This is a genomic window from Cupriavidus sp. 94F1 (assembly GCF_057798875.1).
Genome location: NZ_JBYOJT010000003.1, coordinates 155,583 through 168,394, shown reverse-complemented (window position 1 = coordinate 168,394; position 12,812 = coordinate 155,583). Strand labels below are relative to the sequence as shown.

9 protein-coding genes and 1 riboswitch are annotated in these 12,812 nt (G+C 68.1%); of the genes, 6 read left to right on the top strand and 3 right to left on the bottom strand.

The features are described from left to right. Nucleotides 1-7: 7 nt before the first annotated feature. The gene (locus AC3FJ6_RS08485) at nt 8-1,411 is read right to left on the bottom strand and encodes a coniferyl aldehyde dehydrogenase (RefSeq protein ID WP_488771486.1); all 1,404 of its coding nucleotides are present in this window, start codon (nt 1,409-1,411) and stop codon (nt 8-10) included. 236 nt (nt 1,412-1,647) lie between these two features. Here AC3FJ6_RS08485 and AC3FJ6_RS08480 point away from each other — a divergent pair, with 236 nt between their 5' ends. Further along, nucleotides 1,648-3,330: a GMC family oxidoreductase gene (locus AC3FJ6_RS08480; protein ID WP_488771485.1), complete on the top strand. Its 1,683-nt coding sequence runs from the start codon at nt 1,648-1,650 to the stop codon at nt 3,328-3,330. A gap of 64 nt (nt 3,331-3,394) precedes the next feature. On the opposite strand, the gene AC3FJ6_RS08475 is transcribed toward AC3FJ6_RS08480, so the two are convergent. Then, a complete protein-coding gene (locus tag AC3FJ6_RS08475) occupies nt 3,395-4,936 on the bottom strand; it encodes a methyl-accepting chemotaxis protein (protein ID WP_488771484.1) in 1,542 nt (513 codons plus the stop codon). Nucleotides 4,937-5,113: 177 nt separating this feature from the next. Continuing rightward, complete coding sequence (locus tag AC3FJ6_RS08470) at nt 5,114-6,808, bottom strand: acyl-CoA dehydrogenase family protein (RefSeq protein WP_488771483.1); 1,695 nt, start codon at nt 6,806-6,808, stop codon at nt 5,114-5,116. A 174-nt stretch (nt 6,809-6,982) separates the two neighbouring features. After that, nucleotides 6,983-7,085: riboswitch (TPP riboswitch) on the top strand. A 124-nt stretch (nt 7,086-7,209) separates the two neighbouring features. Between AC3FJ6_RS08470 and thiC the strand changes: the two genes are divergently transcribed. From thiC to AC3FJ6_RS08445, 5 genes are all read left to right on the top strand, one after another. Then, entirely contained in the window at nt 7,210-9,087 is a 1,878-nt protein-coding gene (gene thiC / locus AC3FJ6_RS08465) for a phosphomethylpyrimidine synthase ThiC (RefSeq protein WP_153949890.1), read from the top strand. Nucleotides 9,088-9,250: 163 nt separating this feature from the next. Further along, nucleotides 9,251-10,459, top strand: coding sequence for an FAD-dependent oxidoreductase (locus AC3FJ6_RS08460; protein ID WP_488771482.1), 1,209 nt, complete (start codon nt 9,251-9,253; stop codon nt 10,457-10,459). Nucleotides 10,460-10,471: 12 nt separating this feature from the next. Beyond that, nucleotides 10,472-10,669 carry a sulfur carrier protein ThiS gene (gene thiS, locus AC3FJ6_RS08455; protein ID WP_092602951.1) on the top strand — a complete coding sequence of 66 codons (198 nt, stop codon included), beginning with the start codon at nt 10,472-10,474 and terminating at the stop codon, nt 10,667-10,669. 11 nt (nt 10,670-10,680) lie between these two features. Continuing rightward, nucleotides 10,681-11,529, top strand: coding sequence for a thiazole synthase (locus tag AC3FJ6_RS08450; RefSeq protein ID WP_153949888.1), 849 nt, complete (start codon nt 10,681-10,683; stop codon nt 11,527-11,529). Then, nucleotides 11,526-12,656, top strand: a complete 1,131-nt coding sequence (locus AC3FJ6_RS08445) for a thiamine phosphate synthase (protein WP_488771481.1) — start codon at nt 11,526-11,528, stop codon at nt 12,654-12,656. Before AC3FJ6_RS08450 ends, AC3FJ6_RS08445 begins: the two co-directional genes overlap by 4 nt. Nucleotides 12,657-12,812: the final 156 nt, after the last annotated feature.

The following is a 12,812-nucleotide window of genomic DNA, read 5'->3' as shown; positions in this document are numbered from 1 at the left end:
TCGCCAGCTAGCGCATCAGCATCTTCAGCATCGACGCGAACCGCTTGCCATAGGGCGGCTTGAGCAGCCCGGCCCCGTTCAGGCCGGCCTGATAGAACACGGGCTTGAGTTTCGAGAACGTCTCGAAGCCGGCCGCGCCGTGATAGTCGCCCATCCCGCTGGGCCCCACGCCGCCGAAGGGCAAATCGTCCTGGGCGATATGGAACAGGGTGTCGTTGACGGTCACGCCGCCGGCCACGGTCTGGCGCATCACCCGATCCACCACGTCGCCGCCCTTGTCGAACACGTACAGCGCCAGCGGCCGGGGGCGCGCATTGACGAAGCCGATCGCGTCGTCGAGGTTGCGGTAGGTCACCACGGGCAGCACGGGCCCGAAAATCTCTTCCTGCATCGCGCGCACGTGGTCCGGAACGTCGGTCAGCAGCACGGGCGGCAGCTGCCGGACGGCGGCGTTGGGGCCGGCATCGGTCAGCGGCACCACGCGGGCGCCGGCCGACTGGGCGGCGTCGATCAACGATACCAGCCGGTCGAAATGGCGCGGGCTGATGATGCTCGTGTAGTCCGGGTTGCGCGCGATGTCGGGATAGAGCCGGCTCACCACGCGCCGTGCGGTGTCGACCAGCCGGTCGCGCTGATCGGCCGGCACCAGCACATAGTCCGGCGCAATGCAGGTCTGCCCCGCATTGAGCAGCTTGCCCACCAGGATGCGCTCCACGGCGCGCTCGAAATCGGCGCCGGGGCCGATGATGGCCGGCGACTTGCCGCCCAGTTCCAGCGTCACTGGCGTCAGGTTCGCGGCGGCGGCCTTCATCACGTGATGGCCGACACTGGTGGAGCCGGTGAACAGCAGGTGGTCGAACGGCAGCGCGCTGAAAGCGGCGGCCACCTCGGCGTCGCCGTTGATGACCGCCACCTCGTCCGGCGCGAACGTGGCCTGCACCAGCCGCGCGAACAGGTCGGAAAACCGTGGCGTGAATTCGGACAGCTTCACCATCGCGCGGTTGCCGGCCGCCAGCGCGCCGGTCAGCGGCCCGATGGCCAGGTACAGCGGGTAGTTCCAGGGCACCACGATGCCGACCACGCCCAGCGGCTGCGGCATCAGGCGCGACTTGCCCGGCTTGAACCACAGCCCGGTCTTTACCCGGCGCACGCGCATCCACCGCTTGCCATGCCGCAGTGCGTCATCGATGCCCGAAATGCTCGGGAATACTTCCAGCAGCGCGGTTTCATGGCGCGGGCGGTTCGTGAAATCGGCGTTGATCGCGGCCGCGATGGCGTCGTGGTTGTCGCGCACCAGCGCCTTGAGGCGCCGCAGCCGGTCGGCCCGGACCGGCCACGCCGGCGATTGGTCGTGGCGCGACGCGGCATGCATGGCGTTGAACACCGTGGACATGGCGGGCACTTCTCTCATCGGCGGTCTCCTTGAGGCGCGATCTGTTTTGCGTGGGCCATCGCGCACCATAAGGCAGAGCGTCGGTTATATCAATGGAGGACGGCTCCCAAACGCGGGGCGTGCGGCACCGCGCGCTGGCCGCCCGGATTCCGGGGCCGCCCCGCTTCACCACGCCGGCGGCAACGCCTACACTGGACTTTCGCGGCGGGCGTCCGCGGGGAGACTGGACCGGCGCCGGACACGCGGGGAGACAGATGGAAACGACCTTTGACTATCTCGTCGTGGGTGCGGGCTCGGCAGGCTGTGCGCTGGCTGGACGGCTGGCCGACAGTGGCAATGACACCATCGCGCTGCTCGAAACCGGCGCCCACGACCATCATGTGCTGGTACGCACACCTGCCGGCTGCGCGGCCATGCTGCCGCGCGCCGGCGCGCGCAACTACGGCTACCTGACCGCGCCCCAGCCTGGTCTGGACGGGCGGTGTGGCTATCAGCCACGCGGGCGCGGGCTGGGCGGGTCGTCTTCGATCAACGCCATGATCTATATGCGTGGCCGGCCCGCCGACTACGACGGATGGGCCGCGGCGGGCTGCGACGGCTGGTCGTGGGACGATGTGCTGCCATACTTCCGCCGCGCCGAATGCAATGAACGCGTGGCCGGCCATGACGACGATCCGCTGCACGGCGGCACCGGCCCGCTGCATGTCAGCGACCTGCGCTCGCCCAATCCGTTCGGCCAGCATTTCATCGATGCCGCGCAGCATGCGGGCATCGTGCGCAACGACGATTTCAACGGCGAGGAGCAGGAGGGCGTGGGCTGGTATCAGGTCACGCAGCACAACGGCGAACGGTGGAACGCTGCGCGCGCTTACCTGCACGGGGGCAATGTCCGCGACCGCCACTGCAACGGCGGGCGCAGCCATCTGCATGTGATGACCGGCACGCAGGTGCTGCGTATCCTGTTCGATAAACGGCGCGCCGTGGGCGTGCTGGTGTGGCGCGACGGCCAGGAAATCGTGCTGCGCGCGCGCCGCGAGGTGATCGTGTCGGCCGGAGCGTTCGGGTCGCCGCAGCTGCTGATGGCGTCAGGCGTGGGGCCGGCCGCCCATCTGCGCGAGCACGGTATCGACGTGGTGCATGATCTGCCCGGCGTCGGCGGCAACCTTCAGGATCATCTGGACATCATTCTGCACAAGCGCGTGCCGGCGTCCGACCTGTTCGGCATCTCGTTGGGCGGGGCCAGGCGCCTGGTGGCCGAAGTCCTGCGCTATCGGCGCGAGCGGACCGGCATGATGACATCGAATTTTGCCGAAGCCGGCGCGTTCGTGCGCAGCCGTCCGGACCTGGCCGAGCCCGACCTGCAACTGCACTTCGTGGTCGGCATGGCCGACAACCACATGCGGCGTGTCAACCTGGGTCATGGCTATTCCTGCCATGTCTGCGTGCTGCGTCCGCGCAGCCGGGGCGAGGTCAGGCTGGCATCGGCCGACATGCGGCAGGCGCCGCGCATCGACCCCCGTTACCTGACGGATCCGCAAGACATGGCAACGATGCTGGAAGGCCTGCGCATCGTGCGGCGCATCTTCATGCAGGCGCCGCTGGCGGTTTTCGGCGGCCGCGAACTGTATTCGGACGCCTTGCGGCTCGATGGCAGCGACGACGAGGCGGTGCGGGCGCTGATCCGCCGGCACGCGGACACGATCTACCACCCGGTGGGCACCTGCCGCATGGGCATGGACGCCTTGGCCGTGGTGGACCCGCAATTGCGGGTGCGAGGCGTGGAGGGGCTGCGCGTGGTCGATGCGTCGATCATGCCGACGCTGGTGGGCGGCAATACCAACGCGCCGGCCATCATGATCGGCGAGCGCGCCCACGACCTGATCCGCTTCGCCCCCCATGTGACGCTGCGGTTCCGCGAGGCGGCCGTAGCGGACTGAGATGTAGGTTCTCCGCTCTCCCACCAGTGGGGGAGCGGAGAACGGCACAACACAGATGCCGGCCTTACCCGCGCATCTGGAACTGGCCCACCATGTCGCGCAGGCGGCCGGCTTGCTCGTCCAGCGATTGCGCGGCGGCGGCGGCTTCTTCCACCAGCGCGGCGTTCTGCTGCGTGACCTGATCCATCTGGCCCACGGCGTGGCCCACCTGCTCGATGCCGGCGCTCTGTTCCTGCGACGCGGCCGAGATCTCGGCGATGATGTCGGACACGCGCTTCACGGCCTGGCGGATGTCGGTCATGGTCTTGCCGACTTCCTCGGCCTGGCCGGAACCCGTCCGGACCGTATCGACCGATGCTTCGATCAGTTCCTTGATTTCCTTGGCGGCGCTCGACGAACGCTGCGCCAGGCTGCGCACCTCGCCGGCCACCACGGCAAAGCCGCGGCCCTGTTCGCCGGCACGCGCCGCTTCCACGGCGGCGTTCAGCGCCAGGATGTTGGTCTGGAAGGCGATGCCCTCGATCAGGTTGGTGATCTCGGCGATACGCTCGGAGCTGCTGCTGATGGCGCCCATGGTGCCCACCATCTGCTGTACCGACTGGTTGCCTTCGTCGGCCACCAGCGCGGCGCTTGACGCCAGCGACGATGCCTGGCGGGCGTTTTCGGCGTTCTGGCGCACGGTGGCGGTGAGCTGTTCCATGCTCGACGCCGTTTCTTCCAGCGACGCGGCCTGCTCTTCGGTGCGCGACGACAGGTCGACGTTGCCGGCGGCGATCTGCGCGGCGGCCACGCTCACCGAATCGGTGGAACGGCGCACTTCGCGCAGCGTGCCCGCCACACGCTCGATCAGCGCGTTGAACGACTGGGCCGTCAGGCCGATCTCGTCGAGGCGGTCCACCGGGGCGCGGTGGTCGAGGTCGAGCGTGTTGCTGACGTGCGCGAGTGTGCCCTGAATTTCATCGAGGCTGGTGCGGATGCGCCGGTACAGGCCGAAGGCCAGGAACGCGGTCAGTGCCACGGCGACCACGATGACGATCACGAACACGCGCACCGACGTGTGGTACTGGGCCTTGTTGAAGGCCACTGCCTCTTCGCCGAGCCTGGTGTTGTAGTCCAGATGCTCGTCCAGGGCCTTGCGCACGGCGGTCGATGCAAGGTGCACCGGACCCGACGTGATCATTTCCCGCGTGGCGTCGAAATCATTGCCGCGGGATTTTTCCAGGAACGCGCCCAGGGTCTCGCGATAGGCCTTGATGGCCGCGCGATCGGCTTCCAGCAACTTGCGGTCGGTCTCGTCCGAGATGTCCTCGCGCTCGTACTTGGCCAGCAGATCGTCGAAACGCTTGTTGGACCTGTCGAGCATGCCCTCGGCTTCGGTCTTGGCGCCGGCATCGGTGGTCATGGCATGCCGGTAAAGCGAGACGCGGATATTGGCCAACGCGCCGCTGACATTGTTGAGATCGCGCACGCTCGTCAGCGTGTTGTCGTTGAAGTACTCGAACCGGTCCTCGGCCCTGGACAGTTGCCAGATGCCGCCCAGGCCAACGAAGAGTAGCGCGAGCAATGCAAGGGACAGCGTAAGAAGCAGACGTTTGCTGATATTCATGGGGTGGCTTGGCGGCCACGTTACTTGGCGTGGACCGTCCGTTGTGACGACGACTTGGAAGGTTTCGCAGGCGGGCCGGGGCCCGTCGCCACAACGTTTACGGCAGGTGCCATATCCCCTGAAGGTGGGGATACTGCCGTGCAGCATGCAATGTGCGATGTCCGCACACTATAAGTGTCAGGCGGGCCAGGCGCGATTGGAAATACGGGCCAAAGTGGCGATATCGGCATCCAGCGTGCCGAACACGCGGCCATGCTGGCGGCCCAGGCGGCTGGCCACGAACTGTTCGGCCGATTCCCGATGCGCGTGGGCGATTATCAGCGCGGCCTGCGCGGTCAGCACGAGGCCCTGCGCAAACCGCCGGGCACTGGCTTCGAGCGCCTCCGCCGGACCGTGAAGCATTGCCTGAAGTGATGCAAGCTCCGCGCGCACAAGAGCGTGGCCGTTCGACAGGCGCGCCAGGTCGTGCAGGATGCGGACACCATCGTCGGGATTGCGCTGCAGCGCACGCAGCACGTCCAGGCACATGATGTTGCCCGAACCTTCCCAGATCGAATTGACCGGCGCCTCGCGGTACAGCCGGGCCATCGGGCCTTCTTCGACATAGCCATTGCCACCCCAGACCTCCATCGCCTCGCCGGTGGCTTCCAGCGCACGTTTGCAGATCCAGAACTTGGCGGCCGGCGTCATCACGCGCTTCCAGGCGGCAGCCAACGGGTCCTGACCGGCATGCTCGAACGCGTGGGCCAGCGCCATCATGATCTGCGTGGCGGCCTCGGATTCCAGCGCCAGATCGGCCAGCACGTTGCGCATCAGCGGCTGGTCGGCCAGCAGCCGGCCGAACGCCATACGGTGTCGCGCGTGATGCAGCGCCTGCACCAGCGCCGCACGCAGCAGCGCGGCGCTGCCGATCACGCAGTCCAGCCGGGTGTTGGTGGCCATCTCGATGATGGTGGGGATGCCGCGGCCTTCCGGGCCGATCAGGATGCCGGTGGCGCCCCGGAATTCCACCTCGCTGCTGGCATTGGACTTGTTCCCGAGCTTGTCCTTGAGCCGCTGGATCAGGATCGGATTCTTGCTGCCGTCGTCCCGGAAGCGCGGCACGAAGAAGCACGACAGCGGACCGTCGGCCGCGCCCATGCGCGCCACCACCAGGTGGGCATCGCACATCGGCGCCGAGAAAAACCACTTGTGGCCGGTCAGCGCGTACTCGGCGCCACGGCCTTCGCCGCGCACCGGCATGGCCACGGTGGTATTGGCGCGGACGTCCGAGCCGCCCTGTTTTTCGGTCATGCCCATGCCGATCATCACGGCGGTCTTGTCGCGCCAGGGCAGGTCGCGCGGATCGTGCCCGGTCGAGAACAGCCGGGCCTGCAGATCCCGATAGAGCGCCGGTTCCTTGCTGAGCACCGGGATGCTGGCAAATGTCATTGTGGTGGGGCAGAGCGAGCCCGATTCCACCTGGGCCTGCAGGAAATAGCCGGCCGTGCGTGCCACCCAGGCGCCTTCGCGCGGTTGCGCGAAAGGCAGCGCCTGCAGTTGCTGGCTGCGCAGCAGGGCCAGCAGGTGATGCCAGGCGGGGTGGAACTGCACCTGGTCGATCCGTTCGCCGGTGCGGCTGTGGGTGTGCAGCGTGGGGGTCAGGCGGTTGGCCTCGGCGGCCCATGCCTGCACTTCGGGGTCGCCAAGCCGGGCGCCGTAGCCGGACAGCGCGTCGGCATGCCACGTCCCGCCTAGCCGATCCAGCGCGGCACGCAGGCCGGGGTCGGCGTCGAACAGGTTGTAGTGGGCAAGGTCGGGCACCTGGTTGAACACGCTGTGGGTATCTGCGATGCGGGCGTGATCGACGTCGGCGGCGGGTGTGGCGGTCATGGCATCTCCTGGGCGGCAATGCTTGTCGGCACTTCGGCGGGCTGCGGCCATGGTACGGCAACTCGCCCGTTCGCAATGCTGCAAGGCACCATGATTCCGATACCGTGAAGCACGACAGCTGGAACCGAATTTCGGGTGGCGCGGGGCCGGGGCTTGTGCTTAAATTCACCCCGTTGGATGAAACAGGGGTGCCGTCCGGATGGGCCGGGCGCGCTGAGAGAGTCCCTTCGAACCCGATCCGGCTAGTACCGGCGTGGGAAGTTTCACAAAAACCGATTTGCCTCTTGTCCCGCGGGAAAGCCGCCTTTACCGCACCGGGACGCCGCCGCCGGCCATGCCGCGCAGGCCGGCTCACAGGGCTCCTGGTTTCGTCCATCCCCGCAAGAGAGAGGACGACACCCATGGCCCGTACTGCCCCCGCTGCATCGTTTGAGTCGCTGGAAAGCGATCTCGACCAGAAATTTGCCTATCCGGCATCGACCAAGACCTACCTGACGGGCAGCCGCCCCGATATCCGCGTGCCGCTGCGCACGATCCTGCAGACCGCCACCCGCACCGAAAAGGGCGAGATGGCAAATCCGCCAATTCCCGTCTACGACACGTCGGGCCCGTACAGCGACCCCGACGTGCATATCGACCTGAAGGCCGGCCTGCCGCCCGTGCGCGCCAAGTGGATCGAAGAGCGCAACGATACCGAAGTGCTGTCCGGCCTGTCGTCGGAATATGGCCTGGCGCGCGCCAACGACCCCGCCACGGCTCACCTGCGCTTTGCCCAGCTGACCAACCCGCGCCGCGCCAAGGCCGGTGCCAACGTGTCGCAGATGCACTACGCGCGCAAGGGCATCATCACGCCCGAGATGGAATACGTGGCGCTGCGCGAATCGCTGAACCTGCAGGCGCTGTACGACAAGCCCGAATACAAGGCGCTGCTGCGCCAGCATCCCGGCAACGCGCTGGGGGCCGCGCTGCCGCTGCGTCCGGAAGACATGACGCCGGAATTCGTGCGCCGTGAAGTGGCCGCTGGCCGCGCGATCATCCCGGCCAACATCAACCACACGGAACTGGAGCCGATGGCCATCGGCCGCAACTTCCGCGTGAAGATCAACGGCAACCTGGGCAATTCGGCGGTGACGTCGTCGCTGGCCGAGGAAGTGGAAAAGATGGTGTGGTCGATCCGCTGGGGCGCCGACACCATCATGGACCTGTCCACGGGCAAGCACATCCACGAAACGCGCGAATGGATCCTGCGCAACTCGCCGGTGCCCATCGGCACGGTGCCGATCTACCAGGCGCTGGACAAGACCGGCGGCATCGCCGAGGACCTGACCTGGGAAATGTTCCGCGACACGCTGATCGAGCAGGCCGAACAGGGCGTGGACTACTTCACGATCCACGCCGGCGTGCTGCTGCGCTACGTGCCGCTGACGGCCGACCGCGTGACCGGCATCGTGTCGCGCGGCGGCTCGATCATGGCCAAGTGGTGCCTGGCGCACCACAAGGAAAACTTCCTGTACACGCACTTCGACGAGATCTGCGAAATCATGAAGGCGTACGACGTGTCGTTCAGCCTCGGCGACGGCCTGCGTCCGGGATGCATCGCCGATTCGAACGACGACGCCCAGTTTGGTGAACTGCGCACGCTGGGCGAACTGACCGCCAAGGCGTGGGAGCACGACGTGCAGGTGATGATCGAAGGCCCGGGCCACGTGCCGCTGCAGCGCATCCAGGCCAACATGGACGAGGAACTGAAGCACTGCTACGAAGCCCCGTTCTACACGCTGGGACCGCTGGTGACCGACATCGCGCCGGGCTACGACCACATCACCAGCGGCATTGGCGCCGCCAACATCGGCTGGATGGGCACGGCCATGTTGTGCTACGTCACGCCGAAGGAGCACCTGGGCCTGCCGGACAAGGAAGACGTGCGCGAAGGCATCATCACGTACAAGATCGCCGCCCATGCCGCGGACCTGGCCAAGGGCTGGCCCGGCGCGCAGCTGCGCGATAATGCGCTGTCCAAGGCACGTTTCGAGTTCCGCTGGGAAGACCAGTTCAACCTGGGCCTCGATCCGGAGCGCGCACGGTCGTTCCACGACGCCACGCTGCCGGCCGAAGGCGCCAAGATCGCCCACTTCTGCTCGATGTGCGGGCCGAAGTTCTGCTCGATGAAGATCACGCAGGAAGTGCGCGACTACGCGGCATCGCTGCCGGCTGCCCAGAAGGGAATGGAAGAGAAGTCGATCGAGTTCGTGAAGTCGGGCTCGAAGATCTACTCGTAAGCGTTGTCTTGCAGGACGGGCGGCCGCCCACGCGGCGCCGCCCGGCAGTACCGTAGCACCTGAGAGTTCCGCGCGCGGCGCCCCCACGCAGCGCGGCGGTATTCACCCAACCGGAGGCCGGTCGGCGCCACTTACCTGGCCAATGCCGCCGGCATACAAGCCCATGACAGCAGTACAGTCCTTCGATGTCGCCATTCTCGGCGCCGGCCTGGCCGGGCGGATTTCCGCCTGGCTGCTGGTGCGTGCCGGCGCCCGTGTGGCGCTGGTGGAGCGTGGCGGCCCCGACGGCAGCGGCTCGGCCGCGCACGTGGCCGCGGCCATGCTGGCGCCGCTGGCCGAATCGGCCATCGCCGAACGGCGCATCGTCGACCTTGGCATTGCCAGCGTCGACCTGTGGCGCACCTGGATCCAGGAATTGCCCGAGCCCGTGTTCTTCCAGGAGGACGGCACGCTGGTGGTCTGGCATGCGCGGGACCGCAGCGAGGTGTCGCTGTTCACCAGCCGCATGCGCGCCGTCGCCCCGCCGGAACTGGTGCAGGCGCGCCTGCGCGCGCTGGACGGCAAGGGCGTGGCCGATGTGGAACCCGAGCTGGCCGGGCGCTTCGCGCAAGGCCTGCTGCTGCAGGGCGAAGGCCAGCTCGACAATCGTGGCGCGCTGCGGGCCCTGCTCCACTGTGCCATCGACGAAGGGCTGCATTGCGTGTGGGAAGCCGGCGAGATCGACGCCGAATCGCTGCCATCGCTGGGCATCAAGGCCGACGTGGTGCTCGATTGCCGTGGCCTGGGCGCCCGGGGCGCCTGGATGGACCAGGACGCGCAGGGCAACCCCGTGCCGGGCCTGCGTGGCCTGCGCGGCGAAGTGGTGCGCGTGCATGCGCCCGACGTGAAGCTGCACCGGCCGGTGCGCCTGCTGCATCCGCGCTACCCGATCTACATCGCACCGAAGCCGAACGACCTGTACGTGATCGGCGCCACCGAAATCGAAAGCGAGGACGATTCGCCGATGAGCGTGCGCTCCGCGCTGGAACTGCTGTCGGCCGCGCACTCGCTGCATCCCGCCTTTGGCGAGGCGCGGGTGCTGGAACTGAACGTGCAGCGCCGCCCGACGCGCCCAGACCACCTGCCGTCCATCCGCGTGGACCAGCGTGCGCGCGTGGTGCGCATCAACGGACTGTATCGCCATGGCTGGCTGATCGCCCCGGCCGTGACGGAAGCGGCCTGCCACGTGGTACGTGCCCTGCTCAACGACGACCCCGCCGCCTATGCCGTGCCGTCCGCGCTGCGCTGGCCCGGCATGATCCAGCAGGTGCGCGAGGTGGTCTGCCCCGCGCCGAGCGTGGTCGTCAACCCCGGCGGCGGCACGCTGCATTAACCGATAACCATCATGCAAATCCTGCTCAATGGCCAACCGCTCGACGTGCCGGACGCCGCCACGCTCGCCGACGCCGTGACGGCGGCAGCCATCGCGCCGCCGTTCGCCGCCGCGGTGAACGGCCAGTTCGTGCCGCGCGCCGCGCATGCGGCCACATCGCTCAATGCGGGCGACCAGATCGACCTCGTGCAACCGGTAACGGGCGGCTAAAGGGACTCTCCATGACATTCGAACCTGCTGAAACCCTGCGCGACCCGTTCGTGCTGTACGGCGAATCCTTCGATTCGCGCCTGCTGCTGGGCACCGCGCGCTATCCGTCGCCGGCCACGCTGCAGGCCGCGGTGGAAGCCTCGCGCCCGGCCATGATCACCGTGGCCCTGCGCCGCCAGACCGCCGTGGGCAGTGGCGACGGCCAGACGCTGGGCGGCGACACCTTCTGGCAGATGCTGCGCTCGCTGGGCGTGCCCGTGCTGCCCAACACCGCCGGCTGCTTTACCGCGCAGGAAGTCATCACCACGGCGATGATGGCGCGCGAGGTCTTCGAGACCGACTGGATCAAGCTCGAACTGATCGGCGACGACTACACGCTGCAGCCCGACACGCTGAACCTGCCGGCCGTGGCCGAGACGCTGATCAAGGAAGGCTTCAAGGTGCTGCCGTACTGCACCGAGGACCTCGTGCTGTGCCGCCGCCTGCTCGACGTGGGCTGCCAGGCGCTGATGCCCTGGGCGGCCCCGATCGGCACCGGCCGGGGCGCCGTGAATCCACACGCCATGCGCACGCTGCGCGACCGCCTGCCCGACACGCCGCTGATCGTCGATGCCGGCCTGGGCCTGCCGTCGCACGCGGCGCAGGTGCTGGAGTGGGGCTACGACGGCGTGCTGCTGAACACCGCCGTGGCGCAGGCCGCGTACCCGGTGAACATGGCGCGCGCGTTTGCGCTGGCCGTGGAAGCCGGCCGCACCGCGTACCTGGCCGGGCCGATGCCCGAGCGCGAGGTGGCGCAGGCCAGCACGCCGGTGGTCGGCATGCCGTTCTGGCACGCCGAAGGCGCGGAGGATCGCGCATGACGCGCCAGGGGGTTGCCGCGGCCATCGATGCCGCACTGTTTGAAGACGTGATGCGGCGCTTTGCCGCGATGTTCGGTCGCGACGAATCGCCGTGGCAGGTATGGCCGCTGGCCAATGCCCCGGCCACGCTGGGCCGTCACGACGTGGTGCTGGCGGACGGCGAGGCTGCCGCCGACCTCATCGACCGTGTGGCGGCGGCCAATGCCGTGCTGATCGTGTCGGAGCGCGAAGGCGGCCGCTGGATCGACACGGTGCGCTCGTGGATGGGTACCTGGGTGTTCGATTCGCACGCCGACGATGACACCGCGCACTCGCCGGGCTTCGTGGCGGTGCTGGCGGCGGCGCTGTCGCTGCATTTTCCCGCGCACGACGCGCTGTGCATCGCCCGCGCCTGGGAGCCGGGCAGCACCGCGTGGCCCGCCGATTTCGGGCGCTTCCCGCGCGTGCGCCATGCCGCGCTGGTCTCGCCCGACCAGCCGGCGCCGGCCTTCGCGCCGTGCCCGCCTGATCTGGGCCTGTATGCGGTCATGCCGACCGCCGCCTGGATCGAGCAGCTCGTGCCGCTGCAGGTGCCGACCGTGCAGCTGCGCTTCAAGTCGTCCGACGCCGCCGAGGTGACGGCCGAAGTGGTGCGGGCGGCCAACGCTGCCAAGGGTTCGACATCGCGCCTGTTCATCAATGACCACTGGCGCGTGGCGGTCGACCATCACGCGGCCTGCGGCGGCGACAGCGGCATCTATGGCATCCACCTGGGCCAGGAAGACCTGGACGAGGCGGATCTCGATGCCATCCGCGCCTCGGGCCTGCGCCTGGGCGTGTCGACGCACGGCTACGCCGAGATGCTGCGCGTGGCGGCGATCCGGCCCAGCTACCTGGCGCTGGGCGCGATTTTTCCGACCACGACCAAGGTCATGCCGACCCAGCCGCAAGGCATGGGCCGCTTCCAGTCGTATGTGACGCTGATGAAGCCGGTGATGCCGTCGCTGGTGGGCATCGGCGGGGTGAACGCCGGCAATATGCGCGAAGTGCTCGACGTCGGCGTGGGCAGCGCCGCCGTGGTGCGGGCGATCACGGAAGCCAGCGATGTGCCGGCGGCGGTGGCGGGGCTTAATGCCTTGTTTATTTGATGGTTGATACCCCTTCGGTGTGCGGGGGAGAGGGCAGGCGCATGGGGTGCTAACCCGGTTCGGCAAGTGCGGACACGCTAGCCCTCTCCCCCAACCCCTCTCCCGCAGGCGGGAGAGGGGAGCGGCGCCCTCCGGTGCAAGCAAGGGGAGCGAACC